The following is a 20188-nucleotide window of genomic DNA, read 5'->3' as shown; positions in this document are numbered from 1 at the left end:
GGAGGAACTTCTGGGCGAGCAGCGTGAGCGTGCCGGACAGGAGTCGAGCATCACCCCGCACGCCGCGAGCATCGTCGCGACGGCGAGGAACGCCACGTACGTGACCGAGAGCGTGGACTCCTCGTGCGTGGCGTCGGTCAGCGACTCCCACAGCACCGCGTCCGCGCCCTCGCCCGGGGCCTCCGCCTCGGCCTTGTCGGCACGCTTGGAGATCGAGAGCTCGATGTGATCGACGGCGATCGAACCGTCCCGGTCGAGGCCGATGGCCCGCAGCTCGGCGATCAGGGAGTCCCCGGCCTCGCGCGCCACGTCGCACAGCACGAGATCGCCGGCCGGGTTGCGGGCCGCCCCCCCCGGGAGCACTGCCAGATGCGCGGTGCCGACCGTCGACTCCACGGTGCGTACGACCTCGTCGGTGCGGTCGGCCGGCACGATCAGTCGCAGGTGCAGCACGTTTCCTCGCCGGGTCGGGCTTGCGCGTGTTCAGAGCTTGCGGAGCGAGATCTTCTGGATCTTGTGGTCGGGCCCCTTGCGGACGACGAGGGTGGCGCGGCCGCGCGTGGGGGCCACATTCTCCACCAGGTTGGGCCGGTTGATGGTGCGCCAGGTCGTCCGGGCGTAGTCGAGGGCCTCTTCCTCGGAGACCTGGGTGTACTTGCGGAAGTACGAGAACGGGTTCTGGAAGGCGGTCTCGCGCAGCTTGCGGAAGCGGTTGAGGTACCAGGTCTCGATGTCCTCGGTGCGCGCGTCCACGTACACGCTGAAGTCGAAGTAGTCCGCGAGGCCGACCCGGGTGCGGCCGTCCTGGCCGGGCAGGGCGGGCTGCAGGACGTTGAGGCCCTCGACGATGAGGATGTCCGGGCGGCGTACGACGAGGCGCTCGTCCGGGACGATGTCGTAGATCAGGTGCGAGTAGACGGGCGCGGTGACCTCGTCCTTGCCCGCCTTGATGTCCGCGACGAACCGGGTCAGGGCCCGGCGGTCGTACGACTCGGGGAAGCCCTTGCGGGACATCAGGCCGCGGCGCTGGAGTTCGGCCATCGGGTACAGGAACCCGTCGGTGGTGACCAGCTCGACGCGGGGGTGCTCGGGCCAGCGGGCCAGCAGCGCCTGGAGCAGGCGCGCCACGGTCGACTTGCCGACGGCCACCGACCCCGCCACCCCTATGACGAACGGGGTGCCGCGCTGGGTGCCGTGCCCGTTGCCCGCGTCACCCAGGAACGTGTTGAGGGTGCCGCGCAGATTGGCGGTGGCCTCCACGTACAGGTTGAGCAGCCGGGACAGCGGCAGATAGATGTCGCGCACTTCGTCGAGGTCGATGACGTCACCGAGCCCGCGCAGCCGCTCGACCTCGTCGGCGGTGAGCGGCAGCGGCGTCTTGTCGCGCAGGGCGCTCCACTCTGCGCGAGTGAGGTCCACGTAGGGAGTCGCATCCGGCTTGCGGTGGGCGCTCCGTGGCGGCGAAGTGATCACGGGTCCATTGTTGCGGCTGTATGACGTGCGTGGGGGGTGGGGTGGGTCACGTGGGCCGTGCGGCATGAAAGGGCGGCCCCTGCTCCCGGGCCCGCGCGCGTGGGAGGGAGGCGTCGGGCTGCATGGTGTGCGCCACACCTGCGCCGCGACGGTGTTGGAAGCGGGGAGTCGCCGGTTCTCGTGGCAAGGTGGCTCGGTCATGAGGACCCGGCTTTCATGCCGCGCACGTACGGGAACGTACGCGCACGACTCGCGCGTGAGGCCGGACTCGGGCACTCGTGGCCTCGAAGCGCTCGATGCGTGGGCCGGTGGGAGCTGGACCTCCCCACCGGTTCCCCAGAGGGCGTCAGGGGCGGTAAGTGACACCTTAAGCCGCTGGTCGGGCGGCCATGGAGGGGTTTCTATGTGCGGAATCGTGGGTTACGTAGGCGGGCAGTCGGCGCTGGACGTCGTCGTGGCCGGGCTCAAGCGTCTTGAGTACCGCGGATACGACTCGGCGGGTGTCGCGGTCCTTGCGGACGGCGGGCTCGCCGCGGCCAAGAAGGCCGGGAAGCTGGTCAATCTGGAGAAGGCGCTCCTGGAGGCGCCGCTGCCCGCCGGTTCGACCGGCATCGGGCACACCCGGTGGGCCACGCACGGCGGGCCGACCGACGACAACGCGCACCCGCACCTGGACAACGCCGGGCGGGTCGCCGTCGTACACAACGGGATCATCGAGAACTTCGCCGCGCTGCGGGCCGAGCTCGCCGAGCGCGGCCACCAGCTCGCCTCCGAGACGGACACCGAGGTCGTCGCCCACCTCCTCGCCGAGTGCCACTCCTCGGCCGAGGACCTGGCCGAGGCCATGCGACAGGTGTGCCGACGGCTCGAAGGCGCGTTCACGCTGGTCGCGGTACACGCGGACGAGCCGGACGTCGTCGTGGGCGCGCGGCGCAACTCGCCGCTCGTGGTGGGCGTCGGCGAGGGGGAGGCCTTCCTCGCATCGGACGTCGCCGCCTTCATCGCGCACACCCGCTCCGCCATCGAACTCGGCCAGGACCAGGTCGTCGAGCTGCGCCGGGACGGCGTGGTGGTCACCGACTTCGACGGCGCGCCGGCCGAGACCCGGGCGTACCACGTCGACTGGGACGCCTCCGCCGCCGAGAAGGGCGGCTACGACTACTTCATGCTCAAGGAGATCGCCGAGCAGCCCAAGGCCGTCGCCGACACGCTGCTCGGCCGGATCGACGCGGCGGGCTCGCTGACCCTGGACGAGCTGCGCATCCCCGACTCCGTACTGCGCGAGGTCGACAAGGTCGTCATCGTGGCGTGCGGGACCGCCTATCACGCGGGGATGATCGCGAAGCTGGCGATCGAGCACTGGACGCGGATCCCGTGCGAGACGGAGCTGGCCAGCGAGTTCCGCTACCGGGACCCGATCCTCGACCGGCGCACGCTGGTCATCGCCATCTCGCAGTCCGGCGAGACCATGGACACCCTGATGGCGCTGCGGCACGCCCGCGAGCAGGGTGCGAAGGTGCTCGCGATCTGTAACACCAACGGGTCGACGATCCCGCGCGAGTCGGACGCGGTCCTGTACACGCACGCCGGCCCCGAGGTCGCCGTCGCCTCCACGAAGGCCTTCCTCACCCAGCTGGTCGCCTGCTACCTCGTCGCGCTGTACCTCGGCCAGGTGCGCGGGACCAAGTGGGGCGACGAGATCAGGGCCGTCGTCCACGACCTCGCCGCGATCGCCACCGAGGTCGACCGCGTCCTAGAAACCATGGAGCCCGTAAGGGAGTTGGCGCGCTCGCTCGCCGGCAAGAACACGGTGCTGTTCCTGGGCCGGCACGTGGGTTACCCGGTCGCCCTGGAGGGCGCGCTGAAGCTCAAGGAGCTGGCGTACATGCATGCGGAGGGGTTCGCGGCGGGGGAGCTGAAGCACGGGCCGATCGCGTTGATCGAGGAGGATCTGCCGGTGGTGGTGGTCGTTCCCTCGCCGAGGGGGCGGTCGGTGCTCCACGACAAGATCGTTTCCAATATTCAGGAGATCCGTGCGCGCGGGGCGCGGACCATCGTGATCGCGGAGGAGGGGGACGAGGCGGTGGCGCCGTACGCGGACCATCTGATCCGCATCCCGGTCACGCCCACGCTGCTCCAGCCCCTCGTGTCGACCGTGCCGCTCCAGGTCTTCGCGTGCGAGCTGGCCACGGCGCGGGGCAACGAGGTCGACCAGCCTCGCAACCTGGCCAAGTCCGTGACGGTGGAGTGAACGAGTGATCATCGGTGTGGGGATCGACGTGGCCGAGATCGAGCGGTTCGGGGAGTCCATCGAGCGGACCCCCGCGATGCTCCAACGGCTGTTCGTGGAGAGCGAGTTGATACTGCCGAGTGGTGAGCGGCGCGGGGTCGCCTCGCTCGCGGTGCGGTTCGCGGCGAAGGAGGCCCTGGCGAAGGCTCTGGGGGCGCCGGCGGGGCTGCTGTGGACGGATGCGGAGGTGTACGTGGAGGGGAGCGGGCAGCCGCGGCTCCGGGTGCGGGGGTCTGTCGCCGCGCGGGCGGCGGAGCTGGGGGTTCGGCATTGGCATGTTTCGCTCAGCCATGATGCGGGGGTCGCTTCCGCGGTGGTGATCGCGGAGGGCTGAGTCTTCCCCACCCCACCCCTTCCCGCTGTGGCACGTGAGGTTCCGCCGCGAGGGGGGTCCCCCCTCGTTCGAGCGAAGCCGAGAACTTGGGGGAGTGACCGGGCCACCTGCGGGCCGCACGTCGCGGCCGGGGGGAAGCGGCCACCCGTCTGGGCTTTCCGCCCCCGGCGGGTTTCGGGGCGCTGGGGCGGAGGCCCAGGGCGTTGGCCGGGGGCCGGGCCCCCGGCCCGGCGGGTTTCGGGAAAAGGGCGGGCGGGGGAGAGTTGGCGGCATGCGTACTGCCTACGACGTCGACACCGTTCGGGCCGCCGAGGGCGAGCTCATGGCCCTCCTCCCACCCGGCGCACTCATGCAGCGCGCCGCCGCCGGCCTCGCCGCAGCCTGCGCGGACATGCTGGGCCGCGTCTACGGCGCCAGGGTCGTGCTGCTCGTCGGCAGCGGGGACAACGGCGGCGACGCCCTGTACGCCGGGGCCCGCCTGGCCCGCCGGGGCGCGGGCGTCGGCGCGGTGCTGCTCAACCCGGACCGCGCCCACCCCGAAGGGCTTGCGGCGCTGCTGAGGGCCGGCGGCCGCGTCGCCGACGACCCCTTCGAGGTGCTTGCCGTCGCCGATCTCGTACTGGACGGCATCACTGGCATCGGCGGCCGCGGAGGGCTGCGTCCCGACGCGATTCCGCTCGCCCGGGCGGCCCGCGGGTCCAACGCCGTCGTCGTCGCCGTCGATCTCCCCAGCGGTGTGGACGCGGGCACCGGGGAGGTGCCCGGCGAGGCGCTGCGGGCGGACGCGACCGTCACGTTCGGGGCGTACAAGCCGGGGCTGCTCATCGACCCGGCGCGCGAGTACGCGGGGGCCGTCCGGCTCATCCCCATCGGGCTCGACCTGCCCTCCGTCCCCTCCGTCGAGGCCCTCCAACACGCCGACGTGGCAGACCTGTTGCCCACTCCGGGCGCCGAGAGCGACAAGTACCGCCGGGGTGTCGTCGGCATCGTCGCCGGTTCGGCCCGCTATCCCGGCGCGGCGGTCCTCGCGGTCGCGGGCGCGCTGAGGGGCGGGGCCGGGGCGGTGCGGTACGTCGGGCCCGGCGGCGACGCGGTCATCGCGCGCTTCCCCGAGACCCTCGTGTCGGACGGCTCGCCCGCGAAGGCCGGGCGGGTGCAGGCGTGGGTGGTCGGCCCCGGGCTGGGTGACGGTCCTGGTGTCGATGAGGTGCTCGGCTCGGACGTGCCGGTCCTTGTGGACGCGGACGGGCTGCGGTGCCTGGACCCCGACGCGGTACGGGGCCGCCCGGCGGCCACCCTGCTCACCCCGCACGCGGGCGAGGCGGCCGCGCTGCTCGGGGTGCCGCGCGAGAAGGTCGAGGCGGAGCGGCTGGCCTCGGCGCGCGAGCTGGCCTCGCGGTACGGGGCGACGGTGCTGCTCAAGGGGTCGACCACGCTGGTCGCGGACGCGGACGGCCCGGTACGGGTCAACCCGACCGGTACGTCCTGGCTGGCCACGGCGGGGAGCGGGGACGTGCTGTCCGGGCTTGCGGGGTCGTTGCTTGCGGCGGGGCTGGGGGCGAGGGATGCGGGGTCGGTGGCGGCCTATCTCCATGGCTTGGCCGGGCGCCATGCCTCGCAGGGGGCGCCCGCGACTGCGTATGGGGTGGCTGGGGCGGTGCCGGGGGTTTGGCGGGATGTGGCCGCGTCGGGCGGGTGAGAGGGCCCCGCCCCACCCCGCCCCTTCCCTGGACCCTCCGGGGGTGGGAAAGAGGTGAAGCCGGTTTTCCTGGGGCTCCGCCCCAGACCCCGTTCGCGCCTGAAGGGCGCTCGTCCTCAAACTCCCCCACGGCCTTAAGGGCCCGGAGGGGGGGGGACCCCACGACAGGCTGGGTATGCCCGCATGGGTACCCCGCCAAGGTCAGCCACGCCAGGGGCGCGGGGAACTGCGCGACCCGCCACCCACGGTCCGCAGTCCGAAGGGCGTCGGGGCCTGCTCGTCGGCAGGGTCGGGCCTGGCCGCACGGGCGCCCCGCAAAGGCCGAACCTCCCAGGGGCGCGGGGAACTGCGCGCGCAACCACGCACGGTCCGCAGGTCGAACGGTGCCAGACCCCGCCGAAGAGGCTCGGCCGCGCCCCGCGTGTGCGTGCCGCTCTCCACCACCCCCGGCTGTTTCATGGCCCGCATGAGCCACCCCCACGTCACCCTCGAACCCGGCCGCATCGCCGCCCTGCTCCTCGGGCCCGCCGCCGTGCTCGTACCCTCGCCCCCGGCCATGGCCGCGGAGCTCACCGCGGTCGTCCAGCCTGTGCCCGCCGGCCTCGGGGCCGTCGAGCGGATCGCGGTGGTCGAGAGGGAGGTCGTTGCCGTCGAGGACGGTCAACTCGCTTCCGCCGCAGGTCTGTTGAGGATTGGCGAGGCGTCCTCGTACGCCGTGCCCGGTGAGGCCTGCGGCCCGCAGCGCCTCGCCGAGGCCCTGCGGCGGCACCGCGGTGATCTCTGGAGCGCGCTCGCCGAGTTCGGCTACGTGGGCGGGCGCGGCGGCGGGGTGCAGGCGGCGGCCCTCGCGGCGGCGTTCGCCGCGGCCCCCGGCGGGCCGGAGCCCGCCACCCCCGACCGGGTCTTCGCCAGTGTGGAGGAGTTCGCGGCCCGGTGCTGCGCCTGGCGGGATGCCCGGCCGTCCACAGGCGGGTGACGGCCCGGCCCGCCGACCGGCCGGGTTTTCGAGGGCCGTCCTGGGCCTGGCGGGACCTCCCGCGGCCCGCCGCCACCAGGGCAACCCCCGCCACCGGGTGACATCCGCCGCGCGGCTTCCGCGACACGCCCGGAGCCGGGGGTTCTCTGGGCCTATGAACCCAGGACAAACTCGTCAGAAAACCCAGAAAGTGCATAAAGCCCAGAAACGGCAGAAATTCGGTGCCTGCGGGCTGGTGCTCGCCGCCACCCTCGCGCTCGGGGCCGCCGCCCCCAGCACCGGCGTCCCCCTGCCCCCGCCACCCCGCCGACTCGCAGTCCCCGCACCCCCCGTCCCGCCCGCGCCGGGCAACCCCGCACCGGGCACCTCCGCCCCCGGCGACCCCGCTCCGCCCGCCCCCGGCGACCCCGCGCCGGGCAACGCCGCCCCCGGCATCCCCGAGGTCCTCGTGCGCGGGGAGGCGCTCGACCCGCAGGCGGGGCCGCTCGACACCCCCGATCAGGCGCTGCCCCCGCTCGTCTACCAGCCCAGCGCCGCCGAGGACCGGCTCGAACCGGTGGCCGCGCCCGAGGGGGCGTACCGGCTCGTCGAGTACGTGCCGCAGAGTGAAGTCGCCGCCGAGCCCGGTAGCTGTACCGCCAAGGCCGGGCCGTACCAGAAGCAGATCGAGCGGTGGCTCGGACTCACGGTGGACGGGCGGCAGTCCGCCGCCGACTGCGCCGAGGTCCGCAAGTTCCAGCAGGCGCAGGGGATTTCGCCGGCCATCGGGTTCGCCGGGCCGGTCACCTGGTCCCGGATGCAGTTCCTGTCCGCGCGCAAGAATCCCAACGCCGCGCACCAGTGCCCCGTGAAGGCCCAGCGCGTGGCCTGCGTGGATCTGGCGCGGCAGTTGATGTGGGTGCAGACGGGGAACAAAGTCACCTTCGGGCCTGTGCCCATTCGTAGTGGGCGGGCCTCGCTGCCCACCCGGGGCGGGTGGCACAAGGTCTACTGGCGGCACAAGAACCACTGGTCGACGATCTACCACCAGTCCATGCCGTACGCCCAGTTCTTCGACGGCGGGCAGGCCTTCCACGCCGTCTACCACAGCGTGTACACCTCCGAGGGCAGCCACGGGTGTGTGAACCTGGGCCTCGATGACGCGCGCAAACTGTGGGACGCCCTGCGCCAGGGCGACGGCGTCTACGTGTGGGGGCACCGCGAGGGCACCTGAGCCCGCCCCCGCCAATGTGTCCTGCGGCACAATCCGAGTCCCCGTGCGCTCTGAGAGACTTGGCGCGATGACCGCGATGACTCAATACCCCGCCGGGCGCGCCCGCGCCGAGATCGACCTGGGCGCGCTGCGCGCCAACGTGCGTACGCTGCGCGCCTGTTCGCCCGGCGCGCAGCTCATGGCCGTGGTGAAGGCGGACGCGTACGGGCACGGCGCGGTGCCGTGTGCCAGGGCGGCACAGGAGGCGGGCGCCGCGTGGATCGGCACCGCCACGCCGCACGAGGCGCTGGCGCTGCGCGCGGCCGGCATCGGGGGCCCGATGATGTGCTGGCTGTGGACGCCGGGCGGCCCCTGGCGCGAGGCCATCGAGGCCGACATCGACGTCTCGGTCAGTGGCACGTGGGCGCTGCGGGAGGTCGTCGAGGCCGCTCGCGGCGCCGGACTCACCGCCAGGATTCAGCTCAAGGCCGACACCGGGCTCGGCCGCAACGGCTGCCAGCCCGCCGACTGGCCGGAACTCGTCCACGCGGCGCTCGCCGCCCCCGAGGTCACCGTCACCGGCCTGTGGTCGCACCTGGCCTGCGCCGACGAGCCCGGCCACCCCTCGATCGCGGCCCAGCTCTCGGTGTTCCAGGAGATGACCGCGTTCGCGGAGAAGGCGGGCATCACCCCCGAGGTGCGGCACATCGCCAACTCCCCGGCCACGCTCACCCTCCCCGAGTCCCACTTCGACCTCGTACGCACCGGCATCGCCATGTACGGCATCTCGCCCGCGCCGGAGCTCGGCACCGCGCGCGAGCTGGGGCTGCGGCCGGTCATGACCCTGTCGGCCTCGGTGGCGCTCGCCAAGCAGGTGCCGGCGGGTCACGGCGTCAGTTACGGGCATCACTACGTCACGAAGAGCGAGACCACCCTCGGCCTCGTCCCGCTCGGTTACGCCGACGGCATCCCGCGGCACGCCTCCGGGCGCGGTCCGGTTCTGGTGGGCGGGAAAGTACGTACCGCGGCGGGCCGCATTGCCATGGACCAGTTCGTGGTCGACCTTGAGGGGGACAGGGTGGAGCCGGGCGACCGGGCCGTGCTGTTCGGGCCGGGCGACCACGGGGAGCCGACGGCCGAGGACTGGGCGCGGGCGGCCGACACCATCGGCTACGAGATCGTGACGCGCATCGGTTCACGGGTGCCCCGCGTCTACGTGAATGAGTGTTCCGACGACGACGAGTAAGAGCGGAGCGGCACGGTGAGCGAGAGCAGCACGGGGGACGCCGTCGTATCCGCGGTCCAGGATGCCCAGTCGGCGGTGGGGAACTGGCGCCTTGCCGGGATCGCGGGGGCCGCGATAGGCGTGGTCGCGGCGGGCGCGGCGGCGGGTGTCGCCATAGAGCGCCTCACCGTCGGGCGCGGCATGCGCAGAAAGGCACGGCTCGCGCTCGACGCGTCCGGGCCCTACGGATCACTGCGGGGCATGCCCGGCCGGGCGGTCGCCGACGACGGCACGGTCCTCTACTACGAGACCGACGAGGTCGAACCGGAGGCGGGCGCCAACGGCTCGCGCAAGCGCCGGCTGTTCGGGCGCAAGGTCCCGGCCCCGGTCACCGTGGTGTTCTCGCACGGCTACTGCCTCAGCCAGGACTCCTGGCACTTCCAGCGGGCGGCCCTGCGCGGGGTGCTGCGCACGGTGCACTGGGACCAGCGCAGCCACGGCCGCTCGGACCGCGGCAAGGCCCAGCGCGACGGCATTCCGGTCGACATCGACCAGCTCGGCCGCGACCTGAAGGCCGTCATCGACGCGGCGGCTCCCGAGGGTCCGCTCGTCCTGGTCGGCCACTCCATGGGCGGCATGACGATCATGGCCCTGGCCGACCAGTACCCCGAGCTGATCCGGGACCGCGTGGTCGGCGTCGGCTTCGTCGGTACGTCCTCCGGCAAGCTCGGCGAGGTCAACTACGGGCTCCCGGTGGCCGGGGTCAACGCGGTGCGCCGGGTGCTGCCGGGCGTGCTCAAGGCGCTCGGCTCGCAGGCCGAGCTGGTGGAGCGGGGGCGGCGGGCGACGGCCGACCTGTTCGCGGGCATGATCAAGCGCTACTCGTTCTCCTCCAGGGACGTCGACCCGGCGGTGGCCCGGTTCGCCGAGCGGATGATCGAGAGCACCCCGATCGACGTGGTCGCGGAGTTCTATCCGGCCTTCTCCGAGCACGACAAGACAGCCGCCCTGGCGATCTTCGCGGAGGTCCCCGTCCTGGTCCTGGCAGGCGACCGCGACCTGGTCACCCCCAGCTCGCACAGCGAGGCCATCGCCGATCTGCTGCCCGACGCGGAGCTGGTCATCGTGCCGGACGGCGGGCACCTGGTGATGCTGGAGCACCCCGAGACGGTCACCGACCGCCTCGCGGACCTCCTGGCCCGGGTCGGCGCGGTGCCGCAGGCCGCTAACGTTGGGACGTATGGAAGCACCGCACAGCAGCCCGGCGGCTGACGCCGGCACCCGCCTCACCCTCAACTCCCCTTCCGAAATGCAGGAGTTGGGCCGCCGCATCGCCAAACTGCTCCGCCCGGGCGACCTCGTGATGCTCACCGGGGAGCTCGGCGCCGGCAAGACGACCCTCACCCGCGGCCTCGGCGAGGGCCTCGGCGTGCGCGGCGCCGTGACGTCCCCCACCTTCGTCATCGCCCGCGTCCACCCCTCGCTGGTCGGCGGGCCCGCCCTGGTGCACGTGGACGCGTACCGGCTCGGCGGCGGCCTCGACGAGATGGAGGACCTCGACCTCGACGTGTCGCTGCCCGAGTCCGTGGTGGTCGTCGAGTGGGGCGAGGGCAAGGTCGAGGAGCTGTCCGACGACCGGCTCCAGGTCCTGATCGACCGCGTCGTGGGTGAGACGGACGACGACCGCAGGGTCGTCACCGTCACCGGGATCGGGCCCCGCTGGGCCGGCGCCGGGGTCGAGAGTCTCTGAGGCCGCGGCCGGGTGCGGCTGGAGCGGGCCGTACATTCCGACAAGACGTCGGCAAAGTGTTGCGCCGGTCGCACCGGGCATGGTCACATGGAGACAGAGACCTGGTTAGGTCTACCTAACCGCGCCTTCTTCCGCAGCCCCAGGAGGCCGCCATGACCGTGCCGGAACGCGAAGCGAAGCCGCAGGCCCCGCGGGGCGTCCCGGTGCCGCTCGGGGTGTCGATACACGATCTGCTCGCCTCGTGCGCCGCGGCCACCGCCGTTTCGACGCCGCCGCGCGAGAGCGCCCCGGCGGCCGACGAGGGTGACGCGCGGCGGGACGCCGCTTAGTCCTATCGGGTTGTTCGTCGGGCCGGGCTCCAGGCGCCTACGGGACGACGACGACCTTCGAGTTGCGGGTCGCGAAAGTCCACATCGCGTTGCCGTCCGCCCGCGTCATGCGGATCCCGCCGGCCTTCTTGTCCGTCTTCGGGCCCGTCATCGAGCCGTCCACCGCGGAGCTGAAGCCGATCGTCACGTTCTCGTTGATGGCGAACCGCACGACGTGCTCGACCATCACCCCGTCCGAGCCGGTGATCTTGCCGCCGGTCCGCGAGAGCACGGCGTACGTGCCGGGCTTCGGGCTGATGCTGGACGGCACGACCGCGAACGTCTTCGGCGTCTTCGTCACGCCCACCAGCCACACCCGCTTCGCACCGAGCGCGTACACGACACGGACACCGGTGCCGGAATTCGCCGGCACCGCGAGGTCGGGCTTGTTGGCGGGGGAGCCGGCGGGCGGCGCGTTCGACGGCTTCACGGACGGGGACCCGCTGGTGCCGGGAGCCGCGAGCGCGGACCGCGGGGGCGCGCTCGCCGAGGCCTGGTAGGCGAGGAAGCCGACCACCGCGAGAGCGGCCGCGGTCAGCCCGGCCACGAACCCCGTGCTGCTCCTTGCCACCTGGACTTCCCCTTTCGTACGTACATGCATGCCTACGGTCATACCTGCGGCTGACGGTAGCAGCACGTGACGGCTTGGGCAGGACGCCGTGCCCCCGCCGCCTTGGTCGTAGGCTGTTCGCGTGCTCTTGCTCGCCGTTGATACCGCCACCCCCGCCGTCACCGTCGCCCTGCACGACGGCACCGCCGTCGTCGCCGAGTCGAGTCAGGTCGACGCCCGCAGGCACGGGGAGCTCCTGCTGCCCGCCGTCGACCGGGTGCTCGCCGAGGCCGGCCTGAAACTCGACGCCGTGACGGACCTGGTCGTCGGCGTCGGGCCCGGCCCCTACACCGGCCTGCGGGTCGGCCTGGTCACCGCCGCGACGTTCGGCTCGGTGCTCGGCGTCCCCGTCCACGGCCTGTGCACCCTGGACGGCCTCGCCTACGCCTCGGGCATCGAGGGCCCCTTCGCGGTCGCCACCGACGCCCGCCGCAAGGAGGTGTACTGGGCCAGGTACGAAGACTTCCGTACGCGCGCGGGCGAGCCCGGCGTCGACCGGCCCGCCGACATCGCGGACGAGCTGAGCGGCCTGCCCGTCGTCGGCGCGGGCGCCCTGCTCTACCCGGAGTCCTTCCCCCAGGCGCGCGGCCCCGAGTACCAGTCGGCGGGCGCGCTCGCCGCCCTCGCCGCCGAGAAGCTCGCCGAGGGCTCGGCCTTTCTGCCGCCGACGCCGCTGTACCTGCGCCGGCCGGACGCGCAGGTGCCCAAGAACTACAAGGTGGTCACCCCCAAGTGAGCGGGGCCGTTCTGCGCGAGATGCGCTGGTGGGACATCGCGCCCGTGCTGGAACTCGAACACGAGCTGTTCCCCGAGGACGCCTGGTCGGCGGGGATGTTCTGGTCCGAGCTCGCGCACGCGCGCGGGCCGGGCGCAACCCGCCGCTATGTGGTCGCCGAGGACGCCGAGGGGCGGCTCGTGGGGTACGCCGGGCTCGCCGCGGCCGGCGACCTCGCCGACGTGCAGACCATCGCCGCCGCCCGCGACCAGTGGGGCACCGGGCTCGGCGCCCGCCTCCTGACCGATCTGCTCAAGCACGCCACCGCCTTCGAGTGCGACGAGGTCCTGCTCGAAGTGCGCGTGGACAACACCCGGGCCCAGAAGCTCTACGAGCGCTTCGGCTTCGAGCCCATCGGCTTCAGACGCGGCTACTACCAGCCGGGCAACGTCGACGCGCTCGTGATGCGGCTGAACGTCCAGGAACACGTCCAAGGAACAGAAGAGACTGACTGATGGCTGACGAACCGCTCGTACTGGGCATCGAGACCTCCTGCGACGAGACCGGCGTCGGCATCGTGCGCGGTACGACCCTGCTCGCCGACGCCATCGCCTCCAGCGTGGACACGCACGCCCGGTTCGGCGGCGTGGTCCCCGAGTTCGCGTCGCGGGCCCACCTCGAAGCGATGGTGCCGACCATCGAGCGCGCCCTGAAGACCGCCGGGATTTCGGCGAAGGACCTCGACGGCATCGCGGTCACCGCGGGCCCCGGGCTCGCGGGCGCGCTGCTCGTCGGCGTCTCGGCCGCCAAGGCGTACGCGTACGCCCTGAACAAGCCGCTGTACGGGGTCAACCACCTCGCCTCGCACATCTGCGTCGATCAGCTGGAGCACGGGCCGCTGCCCGAGCCGACGATGGCGCTGCTCGTCTCCGGCGGCCACTCCTCGCTGCTGCTCGCCCCCGACATCACCTCCGACGTCCGCCCGATGGGCGCCACCATCGACGACGCCGCGGGCGAGGCCTTCGACAAGATCGCCCGGGTGCTCGACCTCGGCTTCCCCGGCGGCCCGGTCATCGACCGGCTCGCCAAGGAGGGCGACCCGAAGGCGATCGCGTTCCCGCGCGGCCTGACCGGCTCGCGCGACCCGGCGTACGACTTCTCCTTCTCGGGCCTCAAGACCGCCGTGGCCCGCTGGATCGAGGCCAAGCGCAACGCGGGCGAGGAGGTCCCGGTCCGCGATGTCGCCGCGTCCTTCCAGGAGGCCGTGGTGGACGTGCTGACCCGCAAGGCCGTACGGGCCTGCAAGGACGAGGGTGTCGACCACCTGATGATCGGCGGCGGCGTCGCCGCCAACTCCCGGCTGCGCGCGCTCGCCCAGGAGCGCTGCGAGCGGGCCGGCATCCGGCTGCGGGTGCCGCGGCCCGGGCTGTGCACGGACAACGGCGCGATGGTCGCGGCCCTCGGCGCGGAAATGGTGGCCCGCAACCGGCCCGCCTCCGACCTGGAGCTCTCGGCGGACTCCTCGCTCCCGGTGACCGAGCCGCACGTACCGGGCGAGGCACACGCCCATTCCCACGATCACGACCATGTGCACGAGGTCAGCAAGAAGAACCTGTACTCATGACCGTCGCGCTGATGTGGGAGGCCCGGGCCGCCGAGGGCCGCGGCGCCGAGCTCCTCGCCTGGGTGGGGGAGCAGACCGTGGCCGGTTCGCCACTGCGCCGCGAGGTCCTGCGCGCGCCCGGAGACCGGGTCCTCGTCATCACCTGGTGGGACGCGCCCTACGATGCCGAGCTGCCCGAACTTCCGGAACCCGGTGGGGATTTGGTGGCCAGGCCGGTGCACCGCTGGCGCTTCGAATCGGTCGGCTGAGCCGCCTTCCCGACGCGGCGCGTGTCGCTTCCCGATCGTTCAAGGCAACCCCGCAACCGTTTTCGGCATCAAGCTAGGAGCAGGTGATGGCCGAAACGGACGGGTAATGGAACATGGGCTGGCTCGTGCGCAAGAAGGCGGTCGGTGCGGCCGTCCTCGGACTTCTGATGGTCGCGGGCTGCTCGTCGGGCGGCGGGTCGGGCAGCACGCCTTCCGCCTCCGCGCCGTCCGCGAAGGGCAGCGATACGGCGTCCCCGGGGACCGACACGTCCGGCACCGAGGCCGCGTACCGCAAGTGGGGCCTCAAGCCGTTCGCCGCGCCGCCCGCGCCCCCGGCCGAGAAGCCGGTGAAGGCGAAGCCCGGCGAGGTGCCGGTGGTGAGCGACATCCCCACCAAGGACAAGATCGTCTTCGTGACGTTCGACGACGGGGCCGAGAAGGACCCCAAGTTCGTCGAGATGATGAAGGACCTGAAGATCCCCTTCACGATGTTCCTGACCGACGACATCATCCGCAGCGACTACGGCTACTTCAAGCCGCTGCAGGCACTCGGCAACTCCATCGAGAACCACACGCTCTCGCACCCCAACATGCGCACCCTCGGCGAGGCCGCGCAGAAGAACGAGATATGCACCCAGGAGAAGAAGCTGGGCAAGGAGTACGGCACGGCGCCCCGGCTCTTCCGGCCTCCGTACGGCAACTGGAACGAGAACACCCGGGCCGCCGCCAAGTCCTGCGACATCCAGGCCATCATCCTGTGGCGCGAGTCGATGCAGATCACGAACATGCAGTACCAGCGCGGTGACAAGAAGCTGCACCCGGGCGACATCATCCTGGCGCACTTCCGCGGCCCCAAGGAGCTCAAGGGCGCGTCCATGACGGAGATGACCGCGAACATGCTCCGCCACATCCAGGAGCAGGGCTTCACGGTGGCCCGCCTGGAGGACTACGTCTAGGAGGTTAGGAGGCTCCGGTCGGTCATGACCGGGCCGCGTCCATCGACGGGCGGCACACCGCGTTCATCGGGCAACAGCACAAAAAGAAGAAGGCAAGGAGTGAATACTCTCCTTGCCACTCTCAAGATATAGCGCACCGGGGGGCTTGCGGCAAGGCCCCCATCGTGCCGCACAATCTCTCGCCTAAGGCCACCACCTGCGGAAACGGGAGATTCACTCAGTGCGTGTGCTGTTCGGAACCGATGGCATGGACCACCTGACCACGAGCGCCTTCGACCTTCCCGACCGCCTTGCCGCCAGGGCCGATCCGGCCCTGATCGCCGACGACGAGCGGCATTTCGCCGCCATCGCGGCGAGCCTCGACCAGACGATCGCCGAGCTGTCCGACCGCCTCGACACCCTGCGCAAGGCGCCCGGCGGCGTCGGCCGGGCCGTGATGGACCGGGACGTCGAGGTTCACCACGTGACCGGCCGCCTGCGCGCGCTGCGCCGCTTCGGCCTCGACCTGTGCCTCGGCCGCATCGTCGGCGCGGACGACTCCGAGCCCCTCTACATCGGACGGCTCGGCCTCACCGACAGCGAGGGCCGCCGGCTGCTGCTCGACTGGCGTTCCCCCGCCGCCGAGCCGTTCTTCGCGGCCACCCACGCCGAGCCGATGGGCCTGGCGAGCCGCCGCCGCTACCGCTGGACCCGCGGCCGGATCAGCGACTACTGGGACGAGGTGTTCAGCGCCGACGGGCTCGAAGGGCACGCGGCCCTCGACGACCAGTCCGCGTTCATCGCGAGCCTGGGCACCAACCGCTCGTCCCGGATGCGCGACGTGCTCTCCACCATCCAGTCCGACCAGGACGCCATCATCCGGGCGGGCTCGCGCGGCGCCCTCGTCGTCGACGGCGGCCCCGGTACGGGCAAGACCGTCGTCGCCCTGCACCGCTCCGCCTACCTGCTGTACTCCGACCCGCGCATCGGTCACCGCCGCGGCGGCGTCCTGTTCGTCGGCCCGCACCGCCCGTACCTGGACTACGTCGCCGACGTCCTGCCCAGCCTCGGCGAGGAGGGCGTGCAGACCTGCATCCTGCGGGACCTCGTCACCGCGGGGGCCGAGGCGAAGGACGAGAGCGACCCGGAGGTGGCCCGCCTGAAGGCGTCCGCCGACATGGTCAAGGCGGTCGAGACGGCCGTCCGGTTCTACGAGGACCCGCCCACCCGGGCGATGACGGTCACCACGCCCTGGTCCGACGTCCGGCTGACCGCCGACGACTGGGCCGAGGCGTTCGACGCGCCGGGCCCGGGCACCCCGCACAACGAGGGCCGCGAGCTGGTGTGGGAGGCGCTGGTGTCGATCCTGTTCGACCAGCACGACGGCGACGACGTCACGCCCGAGGAGTTCCGCAAGGTACTGCGCCAGGACCGGGAGCTCGTCGAGACCCTCAACAGCGCGTGGCCGCTCCTTGAGGCGGCCGACGTCGTCGGCGACCTGTGGTCGGTGCCCGCCTATCTGCGGATGTGCGCGCCTTGGCTCGCCCCCGACGACGTACGCAAGCTGCGGCGCGCGGATGCCAAGGCCTGGACGGTGTCCGACCTGCCGCTCCTGGACGCGGCGAGGCTGCGGCTCGGCGACCGTGAGGCGGAACGGCGCAAGCGGCAGCACGACGCCGTGGTCGCCGCCGAACGCGAGCGCATGTCCGGCGTCATCGACGAGATCATCTCAGCCTCCAACTTCAACTCGGCCGGCGACGAGAGCGAAGGCGCGCTGCGCATGCTGCGCGGCAAGGACCTCCAGGACACCCTGATCGACGAGAGCGCCCTGCCCACCGCCGAATCCGACCTCCTCGCCGGACCGTTCGCACACATCGTCGTGGACGAGGCCCAGGAACTCACCGACGCGGAATGGCAGATGCTGCTCCTGCGCTGCCCGTCCCGCAGCTTCACCATCGTCGGCGACCGCGCGCAGGCCCGGCACGGCTTCACCGAGTCGTGGCAGGAGCGCCTGGAGCGGATCGGCCTCGACCGCAACGACGTGGCCTCGCTCAGCATCAACTACCGCACGCCACAAGAGGTCATGACCGAGGCCGAGCCGGTCATCCGGGCCGCGCTCCCGGACGCCAACGTGCCGACGTCCATTCGCAGCAGCGGCGTCCCGGTGGTCCACGGATCCGTAGCGGACCTTGACCGGGTCCTGGAGAACTGGCTCGCCGAGCACGCCGACGGGGTCGCCTGCGTGATCGGGGATTCCGCCTTCCCGGCCACGCCCCGGGTCCGCTCGCTGACACCGGAGCTGTCGAAGGGCCTCGAATTCGACCTGGTCGTGATCGTCGACCCGGCGGAGTTCGGCGAGGGCATCGAGGGGGCGGTCGACCGCTATGTGGCGATGACCCGGGCGACGCAGCAGCTCGTGATCCTCACGAGCCCATGACCGGCTCCGGAAAAAAATCCGGCGGATTTCCGGGGCGGTGTCGATCGGGCCGTCTCCCGTTCGACGTATGAGTGAGAGGCGGGGAAAACATCCCCGCACCGTACGCATTCCGACGAACGGAGAAGGTCATGCCGCGCTACCTGTCCATGGTTCGCATCGACGAGAACAACACCCCCGCGGGCGGCCCCAGCCCCGAGCTCATGGAGCAGATGGGCAACCTGATCGGCGAGATGACCAAGGCCGGGGTCCTGCTCGACACCGCGGGGCTCACGCCCTCCGCCCAGGGCACCCGGCTCCGCTGGAACCGCGGCGAACTGACGGTCACCGACGGCCCGTTCACCGAGTCCAAGGAGGTCATCGGCGGATACGCCCTCATCCAGGCCAAGGACAAGGCGGAGGCGCTGGAGTGGACCAAGCGGTTCCTGCAGATCCACGGCACGGAGTGGGACGTCACCTCGGAGGTGCGGGAGATCGCCGAGGGCTAGGGCCTGTCCGGCGGATCTTGTCTGGGACGCGGGGGCCTGGCACGCCCTCCCCCAAGGCCTAATGGGCCAGGGGGGACCCCCACGGCGTTGTCGTCGGTTGCCGACTCCCCCAAGGTCTCGGCTCCGCTCGACCAGGGGGGACCCCCATCGCGTCGCCGCCCTCCTCCGCCTTGCAGCTGGACGCACCAGGCCCCCGCTCACCAGCACTGAAGAGCTGAGCCGCACTGCGGGCGACCAGATCCGCCGGACAGACCCTAGGCCCCCGGCCCGCTGCGGCCGGGGCTTCGGCCCCGGCCCCTCGGGGGGTGTTCCGGGAAATGTTGCCGCCCGGTGGCCGCGGTGATCTGCTGATACGGCCGGGCCGCGAAGAGGCGGCGATTTTCCGGGCCGTACGGCGATGAGTTTCGCGGGCGGGGCCGGTCTACCTGTTGATGCCGCCCAGAGGGGGCCGGGCAACGCCAAGGAGGCCGAGGATGTCCGCGAAGATCACCCAGAAGATCACCACCTTCCTCTGGTTCGACAGCCAGGCCGAGGAAGCCGCCAACCACTACGTCTCGATCTTCGGCGGAGACTCGAAGATCGTGGGGATCACGCACTACTCGGCGTCGACGCCGGGCGAGCCGGGCTCGGTCATGACGGTCGACTTCCAGCTCGCGGGCCAGAAGTTCACCGCCCGCAACGGCGGCCCGCAGTTCTCCTTCACCGAGGCGATCTCGCTCTCGGTGGCCTGCGACACCCAGGAGGAGATCGACCGGTTCTGGACGCGGCTGGGCGAGGGCGGCGAAGAGGGACCCTGCGGCTGGCTGAAGGACAAGTACGGCCTGTCCTGGCAGGTCGTCCCCGCCGAACTGCCCGAACTGCTCGGCCAGGGCGCGGAGAAGTCCGACCGGGTCATGGCGGCGGTCATGGGCATGAAGAAGCTGGACCTTCAGGCGATGCGGGACGCGTGACGCGGCGCGTGCGTGCCCCTTGGCGGGGTGCCGTGGCCGTCGGAGAGGCGGTTCTTCGGCTGCGGACCGTCGTGGCTGGTCGCGCCGTTCCCCGCGCCCCTAACCGCGTGGTGCCCCAGGGGGGGGCCGCTTACTGGCTAACTGTTGTGAACATGGCGCGGGGTGGGGGCCGGGGCCCGGGCCGGCCCCGATAATCTCTGGCGCATGTCGCCCCGTTCGCCGCTTCCGCCTTCGCCGCCCCCGGTCGAGATACGCGCCTGGCCCGACCGCAACGCGCTGCTCGCCGACCGGGCGCAAGTCCTGGAGGCCCTGGTCAAGGGGTACTTGGGGGCGGGGCGGCTCGGGCTGCACTGGCTGTGGGCGGCGCTCTTCGCACTCGGCTGGTCGCTGGTCGGCGCGGCGCTCACCTCGCTCACCGACGTCCTCACCGCGATCGTCGGCGGGGTGTTCCTGCTGCTGGGGCTCGGCGTGATGATCCCGACCGGGTTCGCCGTCGGGTTCGGGCTGCGCAAGGACCGCCGGATCCGTGAACTCCTGCGCCAGTGGGCCGAGTTGGACCGTGATCCCGTGCTCGACCGGAACCTGCGCAGGCCGGGCCTGAGCCTGGCCTGGCTGGTTCCCTCGGTGCTGCTGTGCGCGGGAGGCCTCGCCGTCTGTCTGGTGCTGCCCGCGACCGCCGACCCGGGCCACGACACGTACGCGCTCGTCGTCTACGGCATGGGGCTCGGCCTCATCTGCTGGCTGACCGGACTTGTCGGCGTCGTGAAGGCGGCCGCGCACCGGCGTTGGGTGCTGCGCTCCCTGGCCCCCGGGGCAACGCGCTGACCTCAGGCCTATCCTTGGGGCGCCGCAGATGCTGCGGTGACACATCCCGGGG

At 72.0% G+C, this 20188-nt stretch carries 20 protein-coding genes and 1 pseudogene; 18 read left to right on the top strand and 3 right to left on the bottom strand.

The window, feature by feature from the left end:
* Positions 1-39 precede the first annotated feature (39 nt).
* A pseudogene (locus tag IE206_RS17335) lies at positions 40-453 on the bottom strand (DUF389 domain-containing protein); the annotation flags it as partial.
* Between the two features lie 30 nt (positions 454-483).
* On the bottom strand, positions 484-1473 hold the full coding sequence (gene coaA, locus IE206_RS17330; protein ID WP_189963065.1) for a type I pantothenate kinase: 990 nt from the start codon (positions 1471-1473) through the stop codon (positions 484-486).
* A 403-nt stretch (positions 1474-1876) separates the two neighbouring features.
* Here coaA and glmS point away from each other — a divergent pair, with 403 nt between their 5' ends.
* The 9 genes from glmS to IE206_RS17285 all read left to right on the top strand — a co-directional run bounded on the left by glmS (position 1877) and on the right by IE206_RS17285 (position 11268).
* A complete protein-coding gene (glmS, locus tag IE206_RS17325; RefSeq protein WP_189963064.1) occupies positions 1877-3724 on the top strand; it encodes a glutamine--fructose-6-phosphate transaminase (isomerizing) in 1848 nt (615 codons plus the stop codon).
* Between the two features lie 4 nt (positions 3725-3728).
* On the top strand, positions 3729-4097 hold the full coding sequence (locus IE206_RS17320; protein WP_189963063.1) for a holo-ACP synthase: 369 nt from the start codon (positions 3729-3731) through the stop codon (positions 4095-4097).
* A 271-nt stretch (positions 4098-4368) separates the two neighbouring features.
* Complete coding sequence (locus IE206_RS17315; RefSeq protein ID WP_189963062.1) at positions 4369-5796, top strand: NAD(P)H-hydrate dehydratase; 1428 nt, start codon at positions 4369-4371, stop codon at positions 5794-5796.
* Positions 5797-6262: 466 nt separating this feature from the next.
* Positions 6263-6772: a hypothetical protein gene (locus tag IE206_RS17310; RefSeq protein WP_189963061.1), complete on the top strand. Its 510-nt coding sequence runs from the start codon at positions 6263-6265 to the stop codon at positions 6770-6772.
* Positions 6773-6962: 190 nt separating this feature from the next.
* On the top strand, positions 6963-7985 hold the full coding sequence (locus tag IE206_RS17305; RefSeq protein ID WP_373300931.1) for a L,D-transpeptidase: 1023 nt from the start codon (positions 6963-6965) through the stop codon (positions 7983-7985).
* 76 nt (positions 7986-8061) lie between these two features.
* Positions 8062-9210: an alanine racemase gene (gene alr, locus IE206_RS17300; RefSeq protein ID WP_189963145.1), complete on the top strand. Its 1149-nt coding sequence runs from the start codon at positions 8062-8064 to the stop codon at positions 9208-9210.
* Between the two features lie 15 nt (positions 9211-9225).
* Complete coding sequence (locus tag IE206_RS17295) at positions 9226-10461, top strand: alpha/beta fold hydrolase (protein WP_189963059.1); 1236 nt, start codon at positions 9226-9228, stop codon at positions 10459-10461.
* Complete coding sequence (gene tsaE / locus IE206_RS17290) at positions 10430-10939, top strand: tRNA (adenosine(37)-N6)-threonylcarbamoyltransferase complex ATPase subunit type 1 TsaE (RefSeq protein WP_189963058.1); 510 nt, start codon at positions 10430-10432, stop codon at positions 10937-10939. Before IE206_RS17295 ends, tsaE begins: the two co-directional genes overlap by 32 nt.
* Positions 10940-11091: 152 nt before the next feature.
* Complete coding sequence (locus tag IE206_RS17285; protein ID WP_189963057.1) at positions 11092-11268, top strand: hypothetical protein; 177 nt, start codon at positions 11092-11094, stop codon at positions 11266-11268.
* 37 nt (positions 11269-11305) lie between these two features.
* Here the strand turns inward: IE206_RS17285 and IE206_RS17280 are convergent, their stop codons facing one another.
* On the bottom strand, positions 11306-11854 hold the full coding sequence (locus tag IE206_RS17280; RefSeq protein ID WP_373300935.1) for a hypothetical protein: 549 nt from the start codon (positions 11852-11854) through the stop codon (positions 11306-11308).
* Between the two features lie 145 nt (positions 11855-11999).
* On the opposite strand from IE206_RS17280, the gene tsaB reads away from it, so the two are divergent.
* From tsaB to IE206_RS17235, 9 genes are all read left to right on the top strand, one after another.
* Positions 12000-12653 (top strand): tRNA (adenosine(37)-N6)-threonylcarbamoyltransferase complex dimerization subunit type 1 TsaB, encoded by a 654-nt coding sequence (gene tsaB / locus IE206_RS17275; protein WP_189963055.1) that lies wholly within the window; start codon positions 12000-12002, stop codon positions 12651-12653.
* Positions 12654-12673: 20 nt separating this feature from the next.
* Positions 12674-13147, top strand: a complete 474-nt coding sequence (gene rimI / locus IE206_RS17270) for a ribosomal protein S18-alanine N-acetyltransferase (RefSeq protein WP_189963144.1) — start codon at positions 12674-12676, stop codon at positions 13145-13147.
* On the top strand, positions 13147-14256 hold the full coding sequence (gene tsaD, locus IE206_RS17265) for a tRNA (adenosine(37)-N6)-threonylcarbamoyltransferase complex transferase subunit TsaD (RefSeq protein ID WP_189963054.1): 1110 nt from the start codon (positions 13147-13149) through the stop codon (positions 14254-14256). Before rimI ends, tsaD begins: the two co-directional genes overlap by 1 nt.
* Positions 14253-14504, top strand: a complete 252-nt coding sequence (locus IE206_RS17260) for a hypothetical protein (protein ID WP_189963053.1) — start codon at positions 14253-14255, stop codon at positions 14502-14504. The genes tsaD and IE206_RS17260 overlap by 4 nt, the downstream gene beginning before the upstream one ends.
* A gap of 113 nt (positions 14505-14617) precedes the next feature.
* A complete protein-coding gene (locus IE206_RS17255) occupies positions 14618-15460 on the top strand; it encodes a polysaccharide deacetylase family protein (RefSeq protein ID WP_189963052.1) in 843 nt (280 codons plus the stop codon).
* A gap of 247 nt (positions 15461-15707) precedes the next feature.
* Positions 15708-17876 carry an RNA polymerase recycling motor ATPase HelR gene (gene helR, locus IE206_RS17250; protein ID WP_189963051.1) on the top strand — a complete coding sequence of 723 codons (2169 nt, stop codon included), beginning with the start codon at positions 15708-15710 and terminating at the stop codon, positions 17874-17876.
* A 128-nt stretch (positions 17877-18004) separates the two neighbouring features.
* Positions 18005-18361, top strand: a complete 357-nt coding sequence (locus IE206_RS17245) for a YciI family protein (RefSeq protein ID WP_189963050.1) — start codon at positions 18005-18007, stop codon at positions 18359-18361.
* A gap of 473 nt (positions 18362-18834) precedes the next feature.
* Positions 18835-19311: a VOC family protein gene (locus IE206_RS17240; protein ID WP_189963049.1), complete on the top strand. Its 477-nt coding sequence runs from the start codon at positions 18835-18837 to the stop codon at positions 19309-19311.
* Positions 19312-19515: 204 nt separating this feature from the next.
* Entirely contained in the window at positions 19516-20136 is a 621-nt protein-coding gene (locus IE206_RS17235) for a hypothetical protein (RefSeq protein WP_189963048.1), read from the top strand.
* The last annotated feature ends 52 nt before the right edge of the window (positions 20137-20188 follow it).

Source organism: Streptomyces violascens (assembly GCF_014649955.1).
Lineage (GTDB): Bacteria > Actinomycetota > Actinomycetes > Streptomycetales > Streptomycetaceae > Streptomyces > Streptomyces violascens.
The sequence above is the reverse complement of the archived record's forward strand: the minus strand, read 5'-3'. Positions and strand labels throughout refer to the sequence as shown.